The 22828-nt window shown below is 71.9% G+C and carries 23 protein-coding genes; 6 read left to right on the forward strand and 17 right to left on the reverse strand.

Going from position 1 to position 22828, the window contains the following annotated elements:
- The first annotated feature begins 26 nt into the window (after nucleotides 1-26).
- Nucleotides 27-1211, forward strand: coding sequence for a hypothetical protein (locus tag ACEN8D_RS10335; RefSeq protein WP_413400024.1), 1185 nt, complete (start codon nucleotides 27-29; stop codon nucleotides 1209-1211).
- 78 nt (nucleotides 1212-1289) lie between these two features.
- Here the strand turns inward: ACEN8D_RS10335 and ACEN8D_RS10340 are convergent, their stop codons facing one another.
- The 3 genes from ACEN8D_RS10340 to ACEN8D_RS10350 all read right to left on the reverse strand — a co-directional run bounded on the left by ACEN8D_RS10340 (nucleotide 1290) and on the right by ACEN8D_RS10350 (nucleotide 3788).
- Nucleotides 1290-2144, reverse strand: a complete 855-nt coding sequence (locus ACEN8D_RS10340) for a LamG domain-containing protein (protein ID WP_413400195.1) — start codon at nucleotides 2142-2144, stop codon at nucleotides 1290-1292.
- A complete protein-coding gene (locus tag ACEN8D_RS10345; protein WP_413461819.1) occupies nucleotides 2141-3022 on the reverse strand; it encodes a S26 family signal peptidase in 882 nt (293 codons plus the stop codon). Before ACEN8D_RS10345 ends, ACEN8D_RS10340 begins: the two co-directional genes overlap by 4 nt.
- 112 nt (nucleotides 3023-3134) lie before the next feature.
- Nucleotides 3135-3788 (reverse strand): COG1361 family protein, encoded by a 654-nt coding sequence (locus tag ACEN8D_RS10350; protein ID WP_071296464.1) that lies wholly within the window; start codon nucleotides 3786-3788, stop codon nucleotides 3135-3137.
- A 160-nt stretch (nucleotides 3789-3948) separates the two neighbouring features.
- Between ACEN8D_RS10350 and ACEN8D_RS10355 the strand changes: the two genes are divergently transcribed.
- A complete protein-coding gene (locus ACEN8D_RS10355; protein ID WP_309777957.1) occupies nucleotides 3949-4404 on the forward strand; it encodes a MarR family winged helix-turn-helix transcriptional regulator in 456 nt (151 codons plus the stop codon).
- Between the two features lie 40 nt (nucleotides 4405-4444).
- Here the strand turns inward: ACEN8D_RS10355 and ACEN8D_RS10360 are convergent, their stop codons facing one another.
- The gene (locus ACEN8D_RS10360; protein ID WP_309777955.1) at nucleotides 4445-4711 is read right to left on the reverse strand and encodes a hypothetical protein; all 267 of its coding nucleotides are present in this window, start codon (nucleotides 4709-4711) and stop codon (nucleotides 4445-4447) included.
- 76 nt (nucleotides 4712-4787) lie between these two features.
- Here ACEN8D_RS10360 and ACEN8D_RS10365 point away from each other — a divergent pair, with 76 nt between their 5' ends.
- Nucleotides 4788-5609, forward strand: coding sequence for an aldo/keto reductase (locus ACEN8D_RS10365; protein WP_413398205.1), 822 nt, complete (start codon nucleotides 4788-4790; stop codon nucleotides 5607-5609).
- 4 nt (nucleotides 5610-5613) lie between these two features.
- On the opposite strand, the gene ACEN8D_RS10370 is transcribed toward ACEN8D_RS10365, so the two are convergent.
- Complete coding sequence (locus ACEN8D_RS10370) at nucleotides 5614-6423, reverse strand: N-acyl homoserine lactonase family protein (RefSeq protein WP_413398207.1); 810 nt, start codon at nucleotides 6421-6423, stop codon at nucleotides 5614-5616.
- A 75-nt stretch (nucleotides 6424-6498) separates the two neighbouring features.
- Here ACEN8D_RS10370 and ACEN8D_RS10375 point away from each other — a divergent pair, with 75 nt between their 5' ends.
- Together ACEN8D_RS10375 and ACEN8D_RS10380 are read left to right on the forward strand one after the other, a co-directional pair.
- A complete protein-coding gene (locus ACEN8D_RS10375) occupies nucleotides 6499-7149 on the forward strand; it encodes a cyclase family protein (RefSeq protein ID WP_092388007.1) in 651 nt (216 codons plus the stop codon).
- Nucleotides 7146-7841, forward strand: a complete 696-nt coding sequence (locus ACEN8D_RS10380) for an alpha/beta fold hydrolase (protein WP_413398209.1) — start codon at nucleotides 7146-7148, stop codon at nucleotides 7839-7841. Before ACEN8D_RS10375 ends, ACEN8D_RS10380 begins: the two co-directional genes overlap by 4 nt.
- A 20-nt stretch (nucleotides 7842-7861) precedes the next feature.
- On the opposite strand, the gene ACEN8D_RS10385 is transcribed toward ACEN8D_RS10380, so the two are convergent.
- From ACEN8D_RS10385 to ACEN8D_RS10430, 10 genes are all read right to left on the reverse strand, one after another.
- Nucleotides 7862-9139 carry a metal-dependent hydrolase family protein gene (locus tag ACEN8D_RS10385; RefSeq protein ID WP_413398211.1) on the reverse strand — a complete coding sequence of 426 codons (1278 nt, stop codon included), beginning with the start codon at nucleotides 9137-9139 and terminating at the stop codon, nucleotides 7862-7864.
- Nucleotides 9140-9160: 21 nt separating this feature from the next.
- Nucleotides 9161-9940, reverse strand: coding sequence for an ABC transporter ATP-binding protein (locus ACEN8D_RS10390; RefSeq protein ID WP_413398212.1), 780 nt, complete (start codon nucleotides 9938-9940; stop codon nucleotides 9161-9163).
- Nucleotides 9937-11664 (reverse strand): dipeptide/oligopeptide/nickel ABC transporter permease/ATP-binding protein, encoded by a 1728-nt coding sequence (locus tag ACEN8D_RS10395; protein WP_413398214.1) that lies wholly within the window; start codon nucleotides 11662-11664, stop codon nucleotides 9937-9939. Before ACEN8D_RS10395 ends, ACEN8D_RS10390 begins: the two co-directional genes overlap by 4 nt.
- Nucleotides 11657-12718: an ABC transporter permease gene (locus ACEN8D_RS10400; protein WP_413398215.1), complete on the reverse strand. Its 1062-nt coding sequence runs from the start codon at nucleotides 12716-12718 to the stop codon at nucleotides 11657-11659. The genes ACEN8D_RS10395 and ACEN8D_RS10400 overlap by 8 nt, the downstream gene beginning before the upstream one ends.
- Nucleotides 12719-12786: 68 nt before the next feature.
- Complete coding sequence (locus ACEN8D_RS10405) at nucleotides 12787-14367, reverse strand: ABC transporter substrate-binding protein (protein WP_413398216.1); 1581 nt, start codon at nucleotides 14365-14367, stop codon at nucleotides 12787-12789.
- Nucleotides 14368-14477: 110 nt separating this feature from the next.
- Nucleotides 14478-15875, reverse strand: coding sequence for an amidohydrolase (locus ACEN8D_RS10410; RefSeq protein WP_413398217.1), 1398 nt, complete (start codon nucleotides 15873-15875; stop codon nucleotides 14478-14480).
- Entirely contained in the window at nucleotides 15868-16473 is a 606-nt protein-coding gene (locus tag ACEN8D_RS10415; protein ID WP_413398218.1) for a cysteine hydrolase family protein, read from the reverse strand. The genes ACEN8D_RS10410 and ACEN8D_RS10415 overlap by 8 nt, the downstream gene beginning before the upstream one ends.
- 120 nt (nucleotides 16474-16593) lie before the next feature.
- A complete protein-coding gene (locus ACEN8D_RS10420; RefSeq protein ID WP_309887179.1) occupies nucleotides 16594-17097 on the reverse strand; it encodes a cytidine/deoxycytidylate deaminase family protein in 504 nt (167 codons plus the stop codon).
- Complete coding sequence (locus tag ACEN8D_RS10425; RefSeq protein WP_123655205.1) at nucleotides 17094-17855, reverse strand: amidohydrolase family protein; 762 nt, start codon at nucleotides 17853-17855, stop codon at nucleotides 17094-17096. The genes ACEN8D_RS10420 and ACEN8D_RS10425 overlap by 4 nt, the downstream gene beginning before the upstream one ends.
- Nucleotides 17856-18002: 147 nt before the next feature.
- Nucleotides 18003-18500, reverse strand: coding sequence for a hypothetical protein (locus tag ACEN8D_RS10430; RefSeq protein ID WP_413398220.1), 498 nt, complete (start codon nucleotides 18498-18500; stop codon nucleotides 18003-18005).
- A gap of 110 nt (nucleotides 18501-18610) precedes the next feature.
- Between ACEN8D_RS10430 and ACEN8D_RS10435 the strand changes: the two genes are divergently transcribed.
- Entirely contained in the window at nucleotides 18611-19306 is a 696-nt protein-coding gene (locus ACEN8D_RS10435; protein ID WP_217647266.1) for a GntR family transcriptional regulator, read from the forward strand.
- A 63-nt stretch (nucleotides 19307-19369) separates the two neighbouring features.
- Here ACEN8D_RS10435 and ACEN8D_RS10440 read toward each other — a convergent pair whose 3' ends face one another.
- Both ACEN8D_RS10440 and ACEN8D_RS10445 read right to left on the reverse strand, forming a co-directional pair.
- Entirely contained in the window at nucleotides 19370-20803 is a 1434-nt protein-coding gene (locus tag ACEN8D_RS10440) for an amidase (protein WP_413398221.1), read from the reverse strand.
- Entirely contained in the window at nucleotides 20803-22806 is a 2004-nt protein-coding gene (locus tag ACEN8D_RS10445; RefSeq protein WP_413461411.1) for a primary-amine oxidase, read from the reverse strand. The genes ACEN8D_RS10440 and ACEN8D_RS10445 overlap by 1 nt, the downstream gene beginning before the upstream one ends.
- Nucleotides 22807-22828 lie beyond the last annotated feature (22 nt).

Raw genomic sequence — 22828 nt, forward strand, 5'->3', positions numbered from 1 at the left:
GAATGAGAATCAGTACAGTGATCTGCATGACGACGACCAAGTCCCTGCGCACCGCGACCCTGCCGGCCGCCCTGCTCAGCGCGGCCGCCCTTGCCCTCACCGGCTGCGCCGCCGACCCCTCCCCCTCCGAGCCGACGAGCACCGCGACCGAGCGCGCCGACGGCACCCGGATCACGCTCACGTACGACGGCGGCCTCCTCGTGCTCGACGACGACCTGCGCGTCCTGACCGACGACGCCGTCGACGGGTTCACCCGCGTCAACCCGGCAGGTGACGGACGGCACGTGCTCGTCACGGTGCCGAGCGGCTTCCGGGTGCTCGACACCGCGGCCGATCCGGCCCTCACCGACGCGGTCTTCCCCGCCGACACCGGGGGCCACGCGGTCGTCCACGGCGACCGGACGGCGCTCTTCGCGGACGGCACCGGCCAGGTGACGACGTTCGACAACACCGAACTCGACGGCGCCGAACTGCCCGACACCGAGACGACCGAGTCCGAGGCCGCGCACCACGGCGTCGCGATCGTGCTGGAGGACGGCACGCTGCTCACCACCATCGGTGACGAGGAGTCCCGCAGCGGGGTCCGTGCGCTGGATGCGGACGGGAAGGAGACCACCCGCTCCGAGGAGTGCCCGAACGTGCACGGCGAAGGCGCGGTCCAGGGCGACGTCGCGGTCTTCGGGTGCACCGACGGGGCACTCGTGTACGACGACGGCGCGTTCACGAAGCTCGACGCCCCCACCGAGTACGGCCGGACCGGCAACCTGTTCACGACCGACACGTCCTCGATCGCGCTCGGCGACTACAACGACGACCCGGACAGCGAGGGGTACCTCCTCCACCAGATCGCCCTGATCGACGCGGCATCCGGTTCCTACCGGGTCGCCGACGTGCCGGACGGCGTCGGCTACACGTTCCGGGACCTCGCCCGTGGTCCCGAGGACGAGGCCGTCGTGCTCGGGGACGACGGCGCGCTGCACACCTTCGACACGACGTCCGGCGAGCTGCTCGACTCCTTCCCGGTGATCGACCCGTGGGAGGGACCGGCCGAGTGGCAGGACGCCCACCCGGCGCTGAAGGTCGCCGGCGACGTCGCCTACGTCACCGACCCGACCGAGCGGCGGGTCCACGCGGTCGACCTCACGACCGGCGAGACCATCGCCTCGAGCGACGTGCTGCCCGGCGTGCCCAACGAGATGGCGATCGCGTAACGACGCGGACCCGACGGACGGACAGGCGGACGGGAGGCGCGGTGCCGGCTGGCACCGCGCCTCCCGTCCGTCGTCGTCTCAGCGACCGGCCGCCGCGTGGTTCGCGACCTGGGTCGCCGACAGGACGGAGCCGTAGACCGCCGCGTACCGCATCGACCCCGTGAAGGCGAAGTTCGACGGCTGCCCGGGCCACCCGGACACGGTGTCGTACCCGACCCGGAAGTACCCGGTGAAGTTCTCCGGCGTCGTGAAGGCCGCGTTCGACGCGACGAGGGTGCCGTCCGCGTAGAGGCGCATCCCGGTGCTCGCGGACATCGTCGCCACGACGTGGTGCCACGCGCCGTCCGTGTACGCCTTCGGTGACGTCACCACCTGGGTCGTCCCGTTGTAGGTGCCGAAGACGAGCTGCCCGGCGGTGTTGAGGTAGACCTGGCGGTCGTGCTGCCCGGATGCGGCGACCTGGTTGCTGCCGAACCCGACGAGCATGCCGCCGGCGACCGTCGTGCGGAACCAGACCTCCTCGCTGAAGGTGGTCGGGTTCGCGTACGACCGGGGCGTCGAGACGAAGCTCGTCGAACCGTTCAGCGCGTACGAGCTCCCGGCGTCACGCGGGCAGGCGTTCGGGCTCGGCGTGGTCGCCGTCATCGAGCCCTGGTAGGTGCCGTTCAGGCCCTTGCCCGACCAGTCCGTGGCGGTCGTCGAACCGGAGGCCTCGCCGAGACGGTAGGCGAAGAGGGCGGTCGAGGTGTCGGCACCGACCGCTGCGGCGCAGGTGAAGTAGGGCGCGGTCGCGGCGCTGTTGCCGGTGTTCGCGACCACGGCGCTGAAGGCGGACCGCGTCGGTGCGAACGCGTTGGCGAGGCCGACGACGGCGACGGCGAGGACCAGGACGAGGGCGACGACGCGACCGTCACGGAGGCGGCGGAGTCTCACGAGGGACGCACCGCCTCGACCCGACCGACGGCCAGGCAGAGCACGAGCGGGACGAGGCAGGCGACGACGAGGAGTCCCCACCCGACCGGCCCGAGGTCGATGGTCGAGGTGAGCTGGTAGTGCCCGTTCCTCGTGAGCTCGCGGATGACCATGTGCCCGACCTGCCCGTCGACGAGGTGGACGCTCTCGGCGCCACGGGCCTCGACCCGGACCGGGAACATGCCGGAGGACACGATGGTGGCCTCGACGCCTCCGTGGGTGGCTGAGTTCGTGATGGTCGTGACGTTGACGAACGGCTTGAGGATGAAGGCCGCGTACGACAGCGTGAGTGCACCGCCGGCGATGCGGAGGCAGGTGCGGGTGACCCGGTCGGTGAACACGCTCGTGAGCGTCCAGATCACCAGCGTGCCGATGAGCAGGAGCGGCGCCGCCCGGAACAGCCACCCGAGGTCCGGGACGAGGAGCACCGGGGACCCGATGACGTTCTCCTGAGTGAGCGTCCACGGGTCCGTCGCGCCGTTGATGTCACCGCGGGTGTGCAGTCCGGCGGCGTCGACGTCGATGATGCGGTGGGTGTAGACGACGCCCGGGTTGGCCGCGGTCTCGAAGGAGACGATGTCGCCGACGCGCAGGGTGGCGACGTCCACGGGCAGGTCGAGGACAAGCGTGCCGACCGGCGCGGCCTCGCCCATCGACGGCGTCTCGACGACGAACCACCGCCCGCCGGCGGACAGGAACAGCAGGGCGGCGGTGAGGAGGACGGCGGCGACCGCGGCGACCGTCCAGGCGAGGACCGTCTCGAAGCGGGTGGCGGTGTGGCCGCCGAGGAGCGGACGGTCGAGCGTGCCGCTGAGCGGGATGGCGGCGGTCTGGCTCATCTGCTGCTCCGGTCGTGTGCGGCTGGGAGGGGCGGGGGTGGGACGGGGTGGGGTGATGGGTGGCAACGCTCGACCGGAGGGGGGGTCGGTCGAGCGTCGCCGGTCGGGGTGGCTAGGCCGTGAAGGTCCAGGTCATCGGCACGGAGGCGGCGAGGCCCTGGTAGGTGTTGCCGGCCGAGGAGTCGAGCGTGACGGCGAAGGTGAACGGCACGGAGGCACCGGCGGCCGGTGCGGCGGGCATCGTGAACGCTGAGGCGGCCGCGCCCTTGAAGCTGGCGAGCGTGCCGCTGAACACCGTGGTCGAGCCGGAGGAGATGACGAGGTTCATCTTCGCGCAGAGGTCGGTCGCGGTGCCGTTCACCGACCCGTTGGCCGACTGGGTGCACGTGGCACCCGGGGTCAGGGTGAACGTCGAGGCGTTCGCGGTGCCGGTGTTCTTGATCGAGATCGCGGTCGTGACGGTGTTGCCGGGCGTCATCGTGGTGCTGCCACCGAACTTGTTGATCGTCGAGCACGTGGCGGAGTTCGTCGAGACCGAGCCGCCGTCGGTGCTCGTGCAGGTGACGGTGCCGCCGGCGTTCTGCTCCTGCATCGTGAGCGTGCCGCTGGCTGCGGTGTTGCTGCTGTTGGTGATGCTCGCGGCGAACCCGGAGAGGGTGCCGGTGAGCGAGAGGGAGAGCAGCACGGCGGCGAAGATGCCCGCGAGGAGTGCGACGGGGGCGAATCGGATCCGCTTCAGGGCGGAGGTGCGGAGCTTGTCGGACACGGGAACCTCTTCGGTCGGGCGTTCAGGGAAGTGGAGGAGCAATCGGCTCGGGCTCGTTTGCTTCGATCATCAAGATAGTCAGTCATTCATCAAATTGACCACTCGTATACTGACCCCAGTGCGAGGGACGCCACCGCACCCGACCCGAAGCGAGGAACCCGTGACCCCTGCGCCGCCGACCGACCCGACCGACGCGGCCGACCTCATCGCGGCGTTCGACGCGGTCGTGCGCGCGAACGCGAGCCTCGTCGGACAGCTCAGCGCGCGGGCCGGCGTGCACGAGAACGCCCTGCGCGCCCTGGTGCTCGTGAGCGACACCGGCTACTCCACCCCCACCGAGGTGGCCGGGTACCTCGGGCTGACCTCGGGCGCCGTGACGAACATGATCGACCGCATGACGGCCGCCGACCTGCTCGAGCGCGCTCCGAACCCCAACGACCGGCGCGGATCGCTTCTGCGGCTCCTGCCGGAGGGCGAGCGGGTCGTGCGGGAACACCGCCAGCGGTACGCCGAGGTGCTCGCCGAGGTCGACCGGACGCACGGCGGAGCACTGCTCGGCGTGCTCGCGGACCTGGCGACCGGGCTCTACCAGCGAGCCGGAGACGTGCTGGGCTGATCACCCGGCGATCCCCGGCATGCCCGGACGCCCGCGGCGCTCAGCGCCAGGTCCGCGCCACGACCCACCCCGTGCCGTCCGGCGCGACGTCGACGACCACAACGTCGTCGCCGTCGTCGGCACTCACCTGGAACCGCCAGCCCACCGTGTGCTCCGGCGCGTGCGTCACCGCCGACGGCAGGTACTCCGCCGTCGCCGTCAGCCGCGTCGGGGTGTCGGAGACCCGCCACCGCCGTTCGCGCCAGACCATCCGGACCGGCACACCGCGGTCCCACCACAGCGTGGCGACTTCCTGCGTGAGCATCATCTCGCCCTCCTCGTTCGAACGTGTGTTCGAATGGTAGACGACCCGACCGACGTCCGCGCGGCGTACTGTCCGGTGCATGCCCGCTCTCATCGACACGTTCACCACGTCCAACGGCCTGCACATCCCGAAGATCGGGTTCGGAACCTGGCAGATCCCGCCCGGCGCCGACGCCTACGACGCCACCAAGGCCGCGCTCGACGCCGGCTACCGCCACATCGACACCGCCCTGGCGTACGGCAACGAGGCCAGCGTCGGCGAGGCGGTCCGTGACAGCGGCATCCCGCGCGACGAGCTCTTCATCACCACGAAGCTCCCGGCCGAGGTCAAGACCGCGTCCGGCGCGCGCGAGGCCTTCGACGAGTCCAGCCGCAACCTCGACCTCGGTCACGTGGACCTGTACCTCGTGCACGCCCCGTGGCCCTGGAGCGACATGGGGTCGGACCACCGGGACGGCAACGTCGAGGTGTGGAAGGTCCTCGAGGAGGTCTACGACGCCGGCCGGACGAAGAGCATCGGTGTCTCGAACTTCGCCGTCGCCGACCTCGAGGACCTGCTCGGCCGCACCGACGTCGTCCCGCACGCCAACCAGATCCGCTGGTTCATCGGCAACACGCAGGACGAGACGACGACCTTCGACCGCGAGCACGACATCCTCACCGAAGGGTACTCCCCGCTCGCCACCGGTGGGCTCCTCGACAACGAGCAGATCGCCGAGATTGCGGCGAAGTACGACAAGAGCGTCGCCCAGGTCGCGATCCGCTACCTGCTCGAGAAGGACGTCCTGCCGCTGCCGAAGTCGACCACGCCGTCGCGCATCGCCGCGAACGCCGACGTGGACTTCGTGCTGTCGGCCGAGGACGTCGCGACGCTCGACGCGCTCGAGGACACCACCGCCTGAGGCATCAGCGAACCCAGGGCCCCCACCCCGGGTCGTGACCGGGCCAGACCTCGACGCCGGGCAGCCCGGTGAGGTCGGCCAGCCGGTCGACGGACCGCTGGGCGTCGGGTTCGTCACCGGCCACACCGACCCACCCGCACGGCGTCCGCTCGGTCAGGTTCCGCTCGAGGTCTGCCGCGTCGCACGCGAGCACCACCGAGCGGTCCGGTAGGTCGATCCGGACCGACTGGTGGCCCGGGGTGTGCCCGCGGGTGTCGAGCACGGTGAGCCCCGGGGCAAGGTCGGCATCCCCGTCGACCAGCAGCACGGCGACGTCGGCGGCGAGCACGTCGTCGACCACGACGGTCTCCCGCCGCCCGATCCCACTCCGCAGCCAGTCCCACTCGCGGCGCTGCAGTACGACGGGTGTCCCCGGTGCGACGAGCCGGAGACCACCGGTGTGGTCGAGGTGCACGTGCGAGATGACGCACGCCGCCAGCGTCTCCCACGCGAGTCCGGCGACGGCGACGCCCTCGTCCAGTGCGTCACCCGGTGGCACGACGGCGGTGTAGCTCTCGTGGTCGTAGTGGGCGGCGCGCTGCTCGGGATCCCGGACGCGGCCGAGGTCGAAGCCGCCGTCGACGAGCACCCAGCCCTCGTCGAACGCCACCGCGACGGCCGTCACCGGCTCGAGGAGGAACCGGGCCGGGTCGCCCCCGCGCAACGAGATCGACTCGGGGATGGGCTCCCACCCGAGCACGAGGGGGACGAGCCGACGCGGACGCCCCGAGATCGCGATCTCGTCCGGCTCCAGGTCGCGGACCGATCGGACCATGCTTGCTCCTCGCCTCACATTGGATACAATTCAGTATAAACCGAATCCATTGTTCCGTAGTTCCGGGAGGAACCCATGACCGACGCGATCGACATCAACATCCCGATCCACACCGAGATGCTGCACTGGGGGCGTCGGCCGACCTTCGAGATGGTCGAGGAGATCGCGGACGGGTACCCCTCGGACGTCTCCCGGTGGCTGATCGGCGCCCACACCGGCACGCACGTCGATGCCCCGTCCCACTTCGTCCCGGGGGCGACCACGGTCGACGAGATCGCGATGGACAGTGTGGTCGGGCCGGTCCGCGTCCTCGATCTGCGCCACGTCGCCGAGGAGATCACGGCCGAGGACCTGGCCGCCGCCGGAGCCACCGGAGCCGAACGCGTGCTCTTCCGCACACGGAACTCCACCGACGCGTTGACACGGAACGTGCGCTCCGAGACGTGGGTCGGCCTCGGACCCACCGGAGCCGCGTGGCTCGTCGAGCACGGGGTGCGGTTCGCGGGCATCGACTACATGACGATGGAGGCACCGGCCCACACGGAGGCGTGGCCGACGCACGTCGCGCTGTGCGGGGCGGGCGTCGTGATCCTCGAGAACGCCGACCTGTCCGCCGTCGAGCCGGGCGACTACCTCATGGTCTGCCAGCCGGTGCCGTTCGCCGGACGCGAGGCCGCACCGGCCCCGACCGTCCTGCTCCCCCTCGTCGCGGCGGTCGGCTCGTGAGTGCCCCGGCGGTGCACGTCGTCCTGGTCCACGGTGCCGGCGGGTCGCCGTCGGCGTGGTCCTCCGTCGCACCGCTCCTGCGCGCCCGCGGGATCGCCCACACGCTCGCCGACAACCCGATGACGTCGCTCCGGGACGACGAGGCGTCGGTGCGTGCGCTGGTCGACGCTGTCGACGGTCCGGTGCTGCTCGTCGGGCACTCGTACGGCGGCGCGGTCATCACGAACGCCGGCACGCACGAGCGGGTCGTCGGTCTCGTCTACGTCGCGGCGTTCGCCCCCGACACCGGTGAGTCGGTCTCCGCGATCGTCGAACGGTACGAGCCCGCACTCGTGTCGCGCTACACGCACCGGTGCCCGGGCGGCGAGTGGATCACCCGGGACGACGAGGAGTCCCGCGCGGCGCTCGCCTGGGACGTGCCCGACGACGTCCTGCGCGCCGCGCGGTACGAGCGCCGCGTGACCGCGGACGCCGCGTTCCAGCAGCCGACCGGCGAGCCCGCGTGGGCGACCCGGCCGAGCTGGTACCTGGTGGCGACGAGCGACCGGCACCTGTTGCCGGAGATCCAGCGCGACTTCGTCACGCGCATGGGCGCCGACGCCGACGAGGTCGACACCAGCCACGCCGTGGCCCACGCGGCTCCGGAGCGGGTCGTCGCGGTCATCGAGCGCGCCCTCGCCGCGGTCGCCTGAACGGCGCGTGGTGGCCACGGTCAGGAGGCCGTGGTCACCAGGCCGTCGAGGTCCTTCACCACGCGTCCGGACTGCAGGACCGCGCGCACGCTGGCAGCGTCGGCGAGCGCACCGACGTCGGTCAGCGGGTCGACGCGCGTGACGACCAGATCGCCCTCCTTGCCGGGCTCGACGGAGCCGAGCCGCGCCTCCAGTCCGAGGAGGCGCGCCCCCTGGAGGGTGCCGGCCGTGACGGCGGCGAGCGGGGAGAGTCCGACCTGCACGAGCCGTGCGAGCTCCGCGAGGTTCCGGCCGTGCGGGTGGACACCGGCGTCGGTACCGAGCGCGACGGGGACCCCGGCCGCGAGGGCGCGGCGGACACTGTCGAGCCCGCGCTCGTGGAGCGCGGCGCGGTGGCGGAGTCGCTCCTCGGAGGCGGTGGCCGGGTCGAGTTCGCGGAGCAGCGTGCTGAGGGTGGGGACCAGCACCGTCCCACGCTCGACCATGAGGGCGATGGTCTCGTCGCTCAGGGCGTACCCGTGCTCGATGCTCGACGCCCCACCGAGCACGGCCGCGCGGGCCGCGGCGTCGGTCAGGGCGTGCGCCGTGACCGGGCGTCCGCCGCGTCCGCGGACGAGCCGGACGACCAGACGGACCTGCTCCTCGGTGATGCCGACGTCGTCGGGGTCGTCGGTGGGTGACCCGACCCCGCCGGAGGTGGAGACCTTGATCGCGTCGGCACCCGTGCGGAGCAGCGCGCGGACGGTGCGGACGATGTCGTCGTCGGTGTCGACCACCCCGGGCTCGGGCATCCCCGACCGGACCGCCCACGCCGGGAGCGAGCCGTTCGGTCGGACGGGATCGGCGTGCCCGCCGGTGGGCGAGAGCATCGCGATCGCGAGGTGCAGCCGCGGACCGGTCACGGTGCCGCGCGCGACGGCGTTCCGGTAGCCGGGGGTGAGGCCGTCGAGGTCGCGCGCCGTGGTGACGCCCGCGTCCAGCGTGGAGCGGAGCACCTCGGCGACCTCGAGCACGTCCTCCTCGGGGAACCGGCCCCGCTGCTCCTCCGGGGCGGTCGGCACCATGCTGAGGTGCACGTGCGTGTCGACGAAGCCGGGCAGCAGCCAGGTGCCCGTGAGGTCGGCGACGGGGATCCCGGCTGCCGGGGGACGTCGTGGGCCGGCGTACGTGACGACGCCGTCGCGCAGCTCGACCTCGGCGTCGGCGCGCGGCGGTGCGCCGGTGCCGTCGACGAGGGTCGCTCCGACCAGTCGGAGCACACCGGGGGCGTGCGGGGTCGTCGGGAGTCGTGCCGCCACTGACGGGCCCTTCCGTGTCGGTCAGCCGGTCAGGCTGAAGCGGGCGGAGCCGGGGTCCGCGTCGAGCAGCCGGCGCGTGTACCAGTGCTGCGGGTCGGCGTAGATCTGCTCCACGGGGCCGGACTCGACCACCTCGCCCTGGTAGAGGACCACGACCTCGTCGCTGACGCGCTGCACGACGGCGAGGTTGTGCGAGATGAACACCATCGTCAGGCCGAGCGACTCCTTGATGTCGGCGAGCAGCTCGAGGATCTGGGCCTGCACCGACACGTCGAGCGCCGAGGTGATCTCGTCGGCGATGACGAGGTGCGGGTCGATGACGAGCCCACGGGCGATCGCGATCCGCTGCCGCTGCCCACCGGAGAACTCGTGCGGGTACCGGTGCATCATGTCCGGTGAGAGGCCGACGCGCTCGAGCCAGCCGCCGATGCGCTCCTCGTGGGTCGCCACGCGCGGGCGGATCGGGTCGATCGCCTCGGCGAGTGTCTGCGCCACGGTGCGTCGCGGGGACAGCGACGAGTACGGGTCCTGCGGGATCATCTGGATGCGGCGCCGGGCGGCGTGCAGGGCGGACCGGTGTGCCGAGCCGAGGTCGACGCCGTCGACCGTCACGCTCCCGGCCGCCGGCTTCACCGTGCCCACGAGCACCTTGGCGAGCGTGGACTTGCCGGAACCGGACTCGCCGACGATGCCCACGGTGCGGCCGCGCTCGAGACGGAGGTCGACCCCGTGCAGGACGGTCGTCGAACCGAACGCCACGTCGAGCGCGCGGACATCGATCATCGGGTCGGTGTCGGTCACGCGTGCGCCTCCGTCTGCTCCGAGGGGACCGTCACGACCGGCGTGGCCGCGAGCAGCTGCTTCGTGTAGGGGTGCTCGACCGTGTCCGGGGACAGGCCGGCCACGTCGTCGATGCGTTCGACGATCGTGCCGTTCCGCATCACGAGCACGCGGTCGCACAGCGCGCGGACGACGCCGAGGTCGTGCGAGATGAAGAGCACGGCGGTGCCGGACTCCTCGTTCATGCGCTTCAGCACGGTGAGCACCTCGCGCTGCACGGTCACGTCGAGTGCCGTGGTCGGCTCGTCGGCGATGAGCAGGTCCGGCTTCGTGCTCATCGCGGACGCGATCATCGCGCGCTGCTTCATCCCGCCGGACAGCTGGTGCGGGTACTGCCGCAGGCGGCCTTCGGGGTCGGTCAGCTTGACGGCCCGGAACCCCTGGGTGAGCAGGCGCATCGCATCGCGGCGGCTGTGGCGCAGGCGCATCCGGAGCACGTCGGAGAGCTGGATGCCGAGGACCATCGCCGGGTTCAGGGCGGTACCGGGGTCCTGGTAGACCAGGCCGATCCGCGACGCGAGTTCGCGGTCCGGCACGCGGCCGAGTAGGTCGGTCCCGCCGAGCTCGAGCCGGCGGGCGGACGCCTCGAGCCCCTCGCCGAGGAGCTTGGCGACGACGGAGGCGGTGAGGGACTTGCCCGAACCGGACTCGCCGACGATCCCGAGCACCTCGCCGCGACGGATCGTGAACGAGACGTCGTCCACGAGGGGGCGTCCGCTCGCGCCGTGCAGCACGGTGATGCCGTCGGCGACCAGGACCGCGTCCTCCTCGACGGCGAGGGTCGGGGCCCCTGACGCACGGGTCGTCCGGGCGCGGGTCGTGTTCGAGCGGGGGTTCGCGGCCGCGGCGAGGCCGTCGCCGACGAGCAGCGCTGCGAGCGACGCGAAGGTCAGGGCGACCGCGGGGCCGACGATGACGACGGGGTTCACCACGATGCGGTCGAGGCCGTCGTTGAGCAGGGTGCCCCAGTCGAACGCGGGGGTCTGCGCGCCGAGGCCGATGAAGGACAGGCCGGAGATCTCGACGAGTGCACCGGAGAACGCGCCGGCGATGAGGATGAGCGTCGGTTCGGCCATGTTCGGCAGCACGTGCCGGACGGCGACCCGGTGCGCGGGGACGCCCATCAGCCGGGCCGTCGTGACGTACTCGCTGGTGGAGATCTTCGCGGCGAGGTTCGCGGTCAGTCGGGCGAACCCGGCGATGTTCGCGACGGCGATGGCGACCACCACCTGGACCATGCCCTGCCCGAGGATCGCGGCCACGATGATCGCGACGAGCATCGTCGGGTAGCTGACGGCGAACTCGATGGCACGGAGGCCGAACTCGCGGAGCCGACGCGGCGCGAGCCACACGCCGATGCCGAGCGCGATGCCGACGACGGCCGACAGCGCGGTGGCCGCGAGCGCCATGAGCACGGTCGCACGGGTGGCGACGAGCGTGCGGGCGAGCATGTCGCGGCCGAGGGTGTCGGTGCCGAGCGGGTGCGCGGCGGTCGACCCGAGTCCGGCGGTGCCGCCGATCCCCGTCGCCTGCGCACCGAGCACGAACGGAGCGACGACGGCGACGACGAGGATCAGGGCGAACATCGCGAGTCCGACGACGAGGCCCGCGTTCCAGGCGAAGGCACGGGGTCGCGCGGGCCGATCGACGGTGGCGGCTCGGACTGCGGTGATGGTGTCAGCCACGCTTCTCTCCGAGGGTGCGCGGGTCGATGAGACCCAGGATGATGTCGATGACGAGGGTGATCACGAGGGAGATCAGGCCGATCACGAAGACCGCGGCGCGGATCACCGGGTAGTCCTTGTCGACCGCGATCGCCTGGACGATCACGCCGCCGAGCCCGGGCCAGGCGAACACCGCCTCGGTGATGAGCGCGGAGCCGAGCAGGGCGGTCAGGATGATGCCGGAGAGCGTCAGAGCCGTGGTGAGCAGGTTCGGCAGCATGTGCTTCGCGTAGATCGACAACGCCGGCAGCCGCCAGCCGCGCGCGGTGCGCATGTAGTCCTGTTCGAGGATGACCGCGGTCTCCCGACGGACGATGCGGGCGACGGAGCAGGTGCCGCCGACGGTGAGCGAGGCGATGGGCAGCACGGCGGCGGCCCCGAAGTCGTACGCCGGCGAGTACGCCGGCGGGAGCACGTGCAGCAGGACCGCGAAGACGACGACGAAGCCGGTGGCGAGCACGTAGGTCGGGATCGAGGAGATGAGTCCGGTGACCGCGGTGAACGTCACGTCGAGCCAGCGGTGGCGGTCGCCGCGGGTCAGCACGCCGACGGTCATCCCGAGCGCGAGCCCGAGGACGAGCAGGAGCAGGACGGCCACGATCGTGATGGTGAGCGTGTACGGCACCGCGGTCATGACGATGTCCATGGCGGGTGCGCGGTACTTGTACGAGTCCCCGAAGTCGCCCTGCACGACCCCGGCGACGTAGTGCCAGAGCTGGACCGGGAGCGGCTGGTCGAGGCCGAGCTGGTGCCGGACGAGCTCGACCTGCGCGAGCGACGCCGTGGGGCCGGCGATGGCCGTGGCCGGGTCGCCGGGGATGAGCTGCACGATGAGGAACGTCACGAGGACGAGCAGCGCGAGGTTGACGACGAGGCCGACCGCGCGGCGGAGCAGGAACCGGCGCCAGGCGCTCCCGAGGCCGGCGGCTCGGGGAGCCGTGGCGGCGGGGGCGCCTTGCGCGTCCGGGTTGCCCGGACCGGGCACGGGGGGATGGTCGACGGTGGTGGTGCTCATCGCGGGTCCTCCAAGTGCTCCGGTCCGGGCGGTGGTGGGGTGGTGCTGGGTGGTGTCGCGTCAGTCGGTCACGAGACGATCCGCATGGCGGACGGGTCCCAGTAGCCCGAGAAGACGTGCGTCTCGAAGCCCTTGCGGGCGACGTAGCGGTGCGTGTCGGTGATGAGCGGGGTCATGTCGACCCGCTCGAGGATCGACTTCTGCGCCGTGGCGAAGTCCGCGCACTGCTGGTCTTCATCGGTCGTCGCCATCGCGGCCTCGTAGGCCTTGAGGCCATCGGGGTTGTCGCTCGAGGACACGTTGGTGCCCCCCTCGGGGTAGGTCGGGCCGAGGTACCGGGCGATGGAGAGGTTGATCAGGCCGACCTGGGCGTCCTCGGCCGCGACCGCGACGTCCCAGGTGTCCGGCTTCGTGCGCATCTGCGTCGTCCAGTCGGCGGGGTCCGGCGCGGAGACCTTCACGGTCGCCCCGGCGTTCCGCAGCGACTCCGCGAGGAAGTCCGCCGCGGGGTCCCAGTTCGACATGATGAGCATGCGGATGGTCTTGCCCTTGAGCTCCTTCGTCGCGGCCTTCGGGTCGTACGACTGCACCATGGAGGAGCCGTCGACGGCGCACCGGTAGCTCGCGGCGTTGACGGTGGTCTGGGCGACCCCGAGCCCGTCGAGACCGGCGTTGTTGAAGCCCTTGGTGTCGATCGCCTGGGCGACCGCCGCACGCAGTGCCTGGTCGCCGGCGAACACCGAGCCGGAGCCCTCGGCCTCGTTGAAGACGAGGTTGTACGCCGAGCTGGCGAACTTCACGGTCGAGTAGTCGCCGCCGGTGAAGCGCTCGGCGTTCGAGTCGTAGAAGCGCGCGACGTCGACGCCACCGGACTGCAGCAGGTTCGCGCTCGTGTTCGAGTCGCCCTGCACGGTCATGTTGATCGTCTTGGCGGGCTTGCCGGTGACGGTCTTCCAGTCCGGCCAGGCGTCGTAGTCCGAACGGAGGGAGTACTGCACGCTCTTGCCCGCGGAGGACTTGGTCAGGGTGTACGGCCCCGACCACGCGCCCTTCACGGTTCCGGCGGCGAGTCCCTTCGGGTCGGCGATGCCGGCCGGGCAGATGACGCCGGTCCCCGGACGGGTGAGCCCGCCGAGCAACTGCGAGTACGGCGAACTGAGGGAGATCGTGAGCGTGCCGGCGGAGTCGTCGGGCGTGAAGGTCGGTTCACCGGAGCCGAAGGCCTGGTTCTTCCACGTCTGCGCACCGGAGTCGTCGAGGCCCACGAGGTACTCGAAGGACTTCGCGACGACGCTCGGTGTGATCTCGGTGCCGTCGGAGCACGTCGCCCCGTCCCGGATGGTGAACTCGTACTTCGAGGCCGACTCGGCGTCCCACTTGGTCGCGAGGCCACCGATGTACCCGCCGTCGTCGCCCTCGCCCTGTCGGAGCAGGGTGTCGAAGCCGAGTCGGGCGACCTCGACGTCCGAGCTGGCCGAGGCCTTCGCCGGGTCGAACGTCGCCGGGGCGTACCAGAGCTCCGCGTTGATCGTGCTGGTCGTCGAGCCGCTGCTGCCGCCGTCGGCGGAGCCGGACGTGCTGCACGCGCTCAGGGAGAGGCCGACGGCGGTCGCCACCGCGACGCCGACGAGGATGCGCTTCCTCACCATGGTGCTGTCCTCCAATGGGATTCGGGGTGATGCCAGGGAGTCAGTCCCAGGGTCGGGTCCAACTTGGATCCAATCTAGGACAATCCGCATCCAACTATGTTTCGTGTGGATTACATCTGATCCGCGCTGAAGACGGTCCGCCCTCCCACGACCGTCCGTTGCACGCGTGCTCGGGCGAACACGTCGGCGGTGCAGTCGCCCGGGTCGACGTCGAGGAGCACCCAGTCGGCCAGGGCTCCGGTGCGCAGGACACCGCGCCGGTCGTCGGCGAAGGCGGCGTGCGCCGCACCTCGGGTGTAGGCCGCGACAGCTTCGAGCACCGAGGTGGCCTGGTGCGGGCCGAGGGGCTCGTCGATCCCGCGCATCCGACGGGCAGCGGCCACCGGGACGACCTCGCGCGGGTCGAACGGGAAGTACGGTGCGTCCGAGCCCATCGCGACGACCGCCCCGGCGTCGAGCCACGTGCGCATCGGGTTCACCTCGTCCACCCGGTCACCGAGCCGTCGGCGGAGGCCGGCCGCGTTCTTCCAGGCGATCGAGGGCTGCAGCGACGCGACCACGCCCAGGCGAGCTGCCCGTGCCGCGCTCGCCGGGCTCGGTTCGAGGTAGGCGTGGATGAGCTGGCACCGCAGGGGTGCGACGGGCCGGCCGGTGCGCCCCTCGGCCGTCTCGAGGCCGTCGAGGACCTCGGCGACCGCTCGACTGCCGACCGCGTGGACGCCGAGCCCCCACCCCGCTTCGACGCACCAGGTGGCGAGCCGAGCGAATTCCTCGGCCGAGATGCGCTGCACGCCGTGGTCGCCCCCCGCCCACGGACGCTCGAGCAGGGCCTGACCCTTCATGCCCTCGCCGTCGTAGTAGACCTTGATCGGGCCGAGCCGCAGCATGTCGTCGCCGTCCCCGGTGACGCCGTCGATCGAGCCGAGGACGGCGAGCGCCGCGTCGACGTCGGGAACGGCGGGCGTTCCGAGTTCCGGGTAGGGCATCGCGACGACGCGCATGGTGAGCAGCCCACGACGGTGCGCCTCGCGGTACCCGGCGAGCTCGGGGAGCGTGACCGCGGGGTCGACGACCCCGGTGAACCCCATGGCGTGGAGGAGCGGTTGGACCCGACGGATCGCGGCGAGCCGGTCCTGGATCGTGGGTGGAGCGTCACCGAGCCAGTCCGGGGCGTCCGGGTCCGCATCGCCGTCGGCGAGCATCACGGCCGAGAACGCCTCGGCGTCCGCCTCGTCGTCGAGCAGCTGCAGCGCCTTGAGACCGGCCCGTTGCGCGTGGGCGTGCGCGTCGGTGAACCCCGGCAGCACCGTGCCCTCGACGTGGTCCTCCGCGACGGCGCCGATCGCCGCCGCGGCAGCCGCCAGCACCTCGGCCAGGGTCCCGACCGCACGGATCCGCTCGCCGTCGACGAGCATCGCCTCGGCCGTCGGCACGGCGGGGTCCATGGTCCGGATGTGCCCGACGACGACCCGGGCGGTGCCGGACGGTGTGCCGTGCCGATCAGGCACGCGCGGGGTCCCGCTCGTCGAGCCACGACCGCACGTCGTCCGCGGTCACGAGCGCGTCACGTTGCAGGTACGCGATCGCCTCGAGCGCCGCGTCGTGCGCACGCTCGCTCGACCCGGCGACGCAGTCGGTGAGCACCCGCACCGCGTAGTCGTGCTGGTGGGCGTCGGCCGCGGTGTAGTGGATGCACACGTCGGTGAGACCACCGACGAGCAGCACGGTGCCGGCGCGGTAGGCCTTGAGCACGATCTCGAGCTCCGTCCCGAAGAACGCCGAGTACCGACGCTTGCGGATGACGAACTCCTCCGGTCGGGGGTCGATCCACGAGGCGAGCTCGGTCTGCTCGTCACCCTCGATGCAGTGCGGCCCCTCGGCCCCGTCGAGTTCGCGGCCGATGTCGACGAGGTCCGGCTTGTGGACCTCCTGGATGAAGACGACCGGCACCCCGGCGGACCGGCAGTGCTCGATGAGGTCGCTGACGCGGGGCGCGCGTTCCGCGCGACCGCTCATCACGGGGATGCCCGGTGTGGGCATCGTCGAAGCGGCGCCGCCCTGGATGTCGACGACGATCAGGACGGGGTTGCCGGAGACGGCGAGCATGCGGTGGTTCCTTCCACGACGGATCGTGCACTCGGGTGGGGACCGGTGCGCGCCGTCGCCGCCAGTCTCCGACGGCTTCCGACACGGCACGGGTCATGGGTGTTACAGCGGCGTTAAACCTCAGGTGTCGCGGAGTTCGACGCCGCTCGCGGAGTCCGACACGCTCCGCGCCGCTCGGCGCCGTCGGAACGGCAGCAGCTCGGCCACGCCGACCGGGCCGAACCCGTCGCCGACCGCGACCCACACCCGCGCGTCCGGGGCGTGGTCGCCGAGCAGCTCGGCGCAGACCCCGCACGGCTCGATGAGGTGCAGCGTCCCGCTCGGTCGACGCAGGACGCCGACGACGGACTCGACCGCGGCGCCGGCGACGACCGCTGCGCTCAGGGCCGCGGACTCCGCGCACACGGAGGCCCTGCCCGCCGACGCCTCGACGTGCAGACCCGTGACGACGGTGCCGTCCACCAGGCGGAGTGCCGCGGCGACCTCGTGGACGCCGGCGCGGTACCGGCGCTCGAGCACGTCGGTCGCGACGGCGAGCAGCGAACGGTCGGCCGCGTCCATGCCGGGAGGCGGCCCGTCCAGGACCGGACGGTCCGACGACGCCGGTGCGCGCCCGTCGCTCACGACCAGCCCAGGATCCGCGCCATGTTGCCGCCCTCGACGAGCGCCCGGTCGGCCTCGTCCGGGATCGCCTTCGCGATCTTCATGCGTTCGAGGTCGAAGTCGCTGCCCGGCCACTCGGACCCGAGCAGGATCTTCTCCGCGCCCAGCCGGGCGTAGGCGCGCTTGACGTCGGACATCAGCGTCGCCGAGGTCTCGAGGTAGACGTGCGGGTTCCGCTCGGCGACGATGATCGCCTCGGGCACGTTCCACACCGCGCCCATGTGGGCGATGATCGTCGGCACCGTCGGGAAGCCCTTTGCGATCTCCTCGATCGCGAACGGCGCACAGAACGCGTCGTCGAGGGCGTTGATGAGCACGGGCAGTCCCAGCTCAGCACACACCTCGAACAGCGGGTCGAGCAGGCCGTGGTCCGCAACGTGGTACCCGTGCAGACTCGGGTGCAGCTTCAGGCCGACCAGTCCGCCGTCGGCGAAGCGACGGATCTCGTCGGTCGCGTTCTCCCACTGCGGCATCACCTGCCCGAAGCCGAACAGCCGGTCCGGGTGCGCGGCGACGAGGTCCATCAGGAAGTCGTTCTCGATCCCCTGGGCGAGCGAGCACACCATCGCGCGGTCGACACCGGCTGCGTCCATGCGGTCGAGGATCCGGTTCGCGTCGAACGGCGTGTACGCGGGCGGCTCCTCGCCCGGTCGGACGCCACTGAGGTAGTCGCTGCGGCCACGGCGGTCCTGCGTGGTGTTGTAGGCGTCGATGATCATCGTGGGCGTCTCCTCGTCGGCTGCTCGCGGGGACGATCCGCCCCACATGTCATCCGATACTGCCAGAATTGGATCCAATTTGGTAGCGCCTGGTCGGTCCAGGAGGCGCGGCCCGCCTTGTCCGCGTCCGTCACGGGACCGGGTGGCTCAGTGGACGGCGGCCATCGCCCCCATCGCGAGCACCCCGACGAGCGACGCGATCCGGCGCACCGAATCCACGCGAGCGGCGCGGCGCCGTCCGACGCCCCACGCGACGGCGCCGACGTGCACCGCGACCGCGACCGCGATCGGCAGCAGCAGTGCCCCACCGTGGTGGTGGCCGCCGGCGTCATCGGCGTGCACGGTGCCCAGGAGCACGAACACCGCGCCGAGCAGCATGCCGAGCGCGTGCAGGTGGTCTCCCTGCGGGCGGCTCGGGCGGCGGACGCGGTCGACCAGCGCGGTCACCATCGCGCAGCCGCCGAGCACGACCGCCCAGAACGGCGCCGGCACGAGGCCCAGGGCCGGCAGGTGGACGTCCGCCATCGCGGCGAGCATCACGACCTCGCCGACGAGCGCCGACCACCCCACGCGCCGGTGCCCGGCGGCGCCCAGCATGAGGGCCACGAGCGACCCACTGAGGGTCACGGCGATCAGCACGGTCATGATTGGATCCAATCATGGGTGAGTCGGATCCGGCAACGGGATCCAACACCTGGCAGGATTGGATCCGCAGCGGGGGCTCGCTGCGATGACGCACCGAGGAGACCACTTCCGTGACCACCACCGACGGCAACGCACTCGTCGACGACCTCGCCGCCCGGATCCGCGCGAAGATCATGTCCGGCGAGATCCCGATCGGCGCCCCGCTGCGCCAGGCCGACCTCGCGGCACAGTTCGGGATCAGCCGCACCCCGGTGCGCGAGGCCCTGCGGCAGCTGCAGACCGGCGGGCTCATCGAGGTCGTGCCGAACCGCGGCGCCGTCGTGCGCGTGCCCGTGCCGTGGGAGGTCCGCGAGGCCTACGAGGTCCGCGCCGAGCTCGAGTCCCTCGCCGCCCGTCGCGCCGTCGACCGCCTCGACGACGCCACCATCACGCAGCTGCGGTCGGTGAACCAGGCGATGTACGAGCGCTCGCTCGCCGCGGCCGAGGGGGAGCAGCCGAAGCAGCGCGAGGGCGTCGACAACGACCAGTTCCACGGGCTCATCTACCAGGCGTCCGGCAACACCCGACTGACCCGCATGCTCGTCGAGATCAACGACGCGTTCCCGCGCAACGTCTCGGCACTCGTGCTGCGCGAGAACTCCCGGCACCGCGAGGAGAACTTCCGCGAGCACGAGGAACTCATCGAGGCCTTCGTCGCCGGTGACCACGAGCGTGCGGCCGGGCTCATGCGCGACCACGTGCTCCGGGCCGGCGAGCACCTGGCGCACTGGTACGAGCGCCGCTCGTCCACCGTCTTCACCGGCTGAGTCGAGCACCCGGCCGAGCCCGAGAGGCGGGGTCGACCCGCGCCTCCCGGATTCCCGCCTCGTCTACCGGGTCGGAGCCCGCCGGATCCAGCCGGTGGCCTCCTCGATCGCGCGCGTCACCGCGAGCAGCTGCGCCTCGCGGCCGTACCGCCCGACGACCTGCACGCCCACCGGCAGCCCCTCCGGCGTGAACCCGGCGGAGGTCACCACGACGGGGTGCGCGGTCAGCGTGAGCCGGTTCGCGAGCATCTGCCACGTGAAGTAGCGCTCGAAGCGGTGCCCGTCGACCTCGTCGACCCACTCGACGTCGGCGGGCGGCGCGACGACCGGTGTCGCCGGCAGGACCAGCACGTCGTACCGGTCGAGGACCGCGGCCGTGTCCCGGTACAGGCGCGTCCGCCGCTCGTACGCGTCGGCCAGCTGCGTCGCGGTCGTGGCGCGCCCCTGTTCGACGTTGCGGACGTAGTCCGGTCGGAACCCCGTCGCTCCGGCGTCGACGGCGTGCCGACCGCCGAGGAAGAACTCGAACGTCTCGATGGTCTCCCAGGCCTCGTCCGCGCCGGCGAAGTCGGGTTCGGACGCCTCGACCACCGCGCCGAGGCCCGTGAGCTGCTCGGCGAACGCACGGTGCACGGCTCGGACCGACGGGTCGATCGGCAGGCCGCCGGCGTCGTCGCTCCACGCGACCCGGAGCCCGTCGACCTCGACCGGACGCACCGGGTGCCGGGTCATCGCGGACATCGGCCAGACCGACTGCTCGACCGCCAGGGCGTCCATGAATCGCGCTGCGTCCGCCGAGTCGCGCGCCATCGGCCCGGTGACCCCGTGCGGCGTCCAGGCGTTGCCGGTCCGGCCGCTCGGCACACGACCGGGGCTCGGCCGGACACCGACGACGTTGCAGAACGCGGCCGGGTAGCGCAGGCTCCCGCCGCTGTCGGAGCCGTCGGCGATCGGCAGCATCCGTCCGGCCAGGGCCGCCGCGGCCCCACCGCTCGATCCACCGGCGTGCCGCGAGGTGTCCCAGGGGTTCACGGTCGTGCCGAACACCGGGTTGAAGGTGAGGACGCCCTGCCCCATCTCCGGCGTGTTCGTCTTCCCGATGATGATCGCGCCGGCATCGCGCAGGAGCGTCGCGAGGACGCTGTCGTGCTCGGCCGGACGCGCGTCGGCGAAGGCCGCCGAACCGTTCGTGGTCGGCAGGCCGGCGACGTCCATCAGGTCCTTCACCGCGGTGGGCAGACCGTGCAGGAGCGGGAGGGGTTCGCCGGCGGCGCGGGCCTCGGCGGTGCGGCGGTCGGCGGCCTCCGCGGCGGCGAGCGAGACCGAGTCGGGCTGCTGGGAGACGACTGCCCGGAGGCGCGGGTTGCGCTCCTCGATCCGGTCCAGGTGGGCGCGCATCACCTCCACCGCCGACACCTCGCGGATGGCGACGGCGTCGGCCAGGCGGACGGCGGACCAGTCGGCGAGGTGCTCCGGGGTGTGCTCGGGCGCGGGCATCAGCGGCCGCCCTCGTGGTCGTGCTGCTGCTCGGCGTGGACGTGCCCGTCGTGTGCGGCGTCGGTGTGGTGGTCGTGCGCCGCGTGGTCGTGGTCGTGGCCGGCCCCCGGCGCGCAGTGGTCGGTCGCCGACGGCGGGACGTCGAGCGAGGGGTTCCGGTCGAAGAAGCCGTCCGGTTCGAGCCGGAAGCCGATCCGGTCGACGGGCATGATCGGCCACTGCTCGGGCCGCGGGAAGTGGTGCACGCCGAGGACGGGCCACAGCACGAGCCGCTCGTTCTCGAGCGACCGGTCCGCCTGCTGCCAGACGTGCACCCCGTCGTCACCGAGCTCGCCCTGGTTCGGGTACTCGCCGGCGATGAAGCGCTCCTCGGGGTCGAACGCGCTCGCCCACAGGTGCTTCGCGACGAACGGCGCCTTGCGCTCCACGATGCTGCCAGGCCGGACGTGCAGCTGCGCCGTGTTCTGGACGGCCAGTCGGTAGGCCGTGCTCTCGCCGTACCGGTTCTGCGCCGACTCGCTCTCGATGCGCCAGTGCAGCGCGCGCGCCGGGTCGGTCATCCGGGCGCCGTCGGCCTCGGAGGCGATCGCCGTCTCGACCGCGATGCAGGCGTTGCCGTAGGGGTTCAGGGCCTCGTCGGGCTCGGGCTCGGCGTGCACTTCGACCAACCGGTTCAACGGCCCGTCGACGGCGGTGTCGAGGCGGACGGCGAAGTAGTGCTGGTGGGTCGGTGCCTGGACGTTCGGCGCCACCATCCGGCCGTACCGCGGCGTCTCCCCGTCGGCGATGCCGGACACCGACATGATCCCGGTGAGCTTCACCTCGAGCTCGATCGAGCCGTCCTGGTAGAGGGACCAGTAGAAGCCGTAGTCGTAGTTCGCCACGGTCGCGAAGCTCGAGACCACGAGTCGACGGCTGCGCCGGACCTCGGCACTGCCGGTGCGGGTGTTGACGTGCTTCCAGAGGATCGAGTCGTCCTCCTCGTGCAGGCAGATGCCGTTGACGATGGTCTGCGGCTCGCCGTGGCCGTCCAGGAAGTCGACGTCGAAGTACCGGATCTCCCCGAGGCAGTCGCAGCCGAGCTCCAAGCTCGCCGTGAGCGGGCCGGCGCCGTACTCGCCCCAGTCGAAGAAGTTCTTCCGGTACGCGGTCGGGTCGCTGTCCAGGTACGGCACGTACATCTCGTTGACGGCCGCGCGGTGCAGCACCGGTCGCTCGACGTCGCCGTCGCGGTAGGACAGGTCGTGCAGCACGAGCCCCTCGCGGTGCGAGAAGCCGACACGGAACGTCCAGTTCTGCCAGCGGACCTCGTGTCCGTCGATCGTGAAGCCGGGACCGTCCGGCTGGACGATGTCGAGCGCCGACACCTCGCGGTCGGGCCCCCAGGTACCGGAGGTGTAGACGCCGGTCTCGCTCGCCATCGGGACGACGCCGTGGTCCTCGATGCGGATGACCTCGAGCGTGTCCAGGTCGAGGATCGGGACCAGCCCCGCGACCGGCCGGGCGTAGCCGTTGTCCTCGGGGAACTCGCGGTACCAGACCGTGCCCCAGCTGAGACGGCGGTCGGCGAGGTCCTCCGGGACGAAGCCGGTGATCGACTCCGGGTCGACCCAGACGAGCGAGGTGTCGGTGATGCCGCGCTTGGCCAGCGCCTCGATGATGAGCGGCGACTTCCGAGCGGCCTGCGCGATGAGCCGGGCCTCGTCGCTCGAGACACCCGGGCGGCGGTGGTCGACGTCGGTCCACAGCTCGACGATCGCCGGCGAGTCCGGGCCCGCGGTCCAGCCGCGCACCTCCCAGGCGGCGTGGGCGTCCGGGTCCATCACGACCATGCGGACCGGGCGGGCACCGCCGGCCACGGTCCCCCGGGCCTTCTCCTCGTCGAGGGCGATCCCCCAGAAGCGCGGTCGTGCACCGATCCGACCGGAACCGCGGACCGCGGCGACGAAGGAGGCGATCTCGGCGGAGGTGAGCGGATCGAGGACGTGGGCGGTGCTGCTCATGGGCTTCCTTCTCGGGTGGATC

Source organism: Curtobacterium sp. Curtsp22, from assembly GCF_059492135.1.

Excerpts from the sequence above, each read along its gene's own strand:
- ACEN8D_RS10440 (WP_413398221.1), bottom strand. The coding sequence starts at position 20,803 with ATGCCCGCGCCCGAGCACACCCCGGAGCACCTCGCCGACTGGTCCGCC.
- ACEN8D_RS10345 (WP_413461819.1), bottom strand. The coding sequence starts at position 3,022 with ATGAGCCAGACCGCCGCCATCCCGCTCAGCGGCACGCTCGACCGTCCG.
- ACEN8D_RS10370 (WP_413398207.1), bottom strand. The coding sequence starts at position 6,423 with ATGGTCCGATCGGTCCGCGACCTGGAGCCGGACGAGATCGCGATCTCG.
- ACEN8D_RS10335 (WP_413400024.1), top strand. The coding sequence starts at position 27 with ATGACGACGACCAAGTCCCTGCGCACCGCGACCCTGCCGGCCGCCCTG.
- ACEN8D_RS10365 (WP_413398205.1), top strand. The coding sequence starts at position 4,788 with ATGCCCGCTCTCATCGACACGTTCACCACGTCCAACGGCCTGCACATC.
- ACEN8D_RS10375 (WP_092388007.1), top strand. The coding sequence starts at position 6,499 with ATGACCGACGCGATCGACATCAACATCCCGATCCACACCGAGATGCTG.
- ACEN8D_RS10360 (WP_309777955.1), bottom strand. The coding sequence starts at position 4,711 with ATGATGCTCACGCAGGAAGTCGCCACGCTGTGGTGGGACCGCGGTGTG.
- ACEN8D_RS10425 (WP_123655205.1), bottom strand. The coding sequence starts at position 17,855 with ATGATCATCGACGCCTACAACACCACGCAGGACCGCCGTGGCCGCAGC.
- ACEN8D_RS10445 (WP_413461411.1), bottom strand. The coding sequence starts at position 22,806 with ATGAGCAGCACCGCCCACGTCCTCGATCCGCTCACCTCCGCCGAGATC.
- ACEN8D_RS10400 (WP_413398215.1), bottom strand. The coding sequence starts at position 12,718 with ATGAGCACCACCACCGTCGACCATCCCCCCGTGCCCGGTCCGGGCAAC.
- ACEN8D_RS10415 (WP_413398218.1), bottom strand. The coding sequence starts at position 16,473 with ATGCTCGCCGTCTCCGGCAACCCCGTCCTGATCGTCGTCGACATCCAG.
- ACEN8D_RS10405 (WP_413398216.1), bottom strand. The coding sequence starts at position 14,367 with ATGGTGAGGAAGCGCATCCTCGTCGGCGTCGCGGTGGCGACCGCCGTC.
- ACEN8D_RS10430 (WP_413398220.1), bottom strand. The coding sequence starts at position 18,500 with ATGACCGTGCTGATCGCCGTGACCCTCAGTGGGTCGCTCGTGGCCCTC.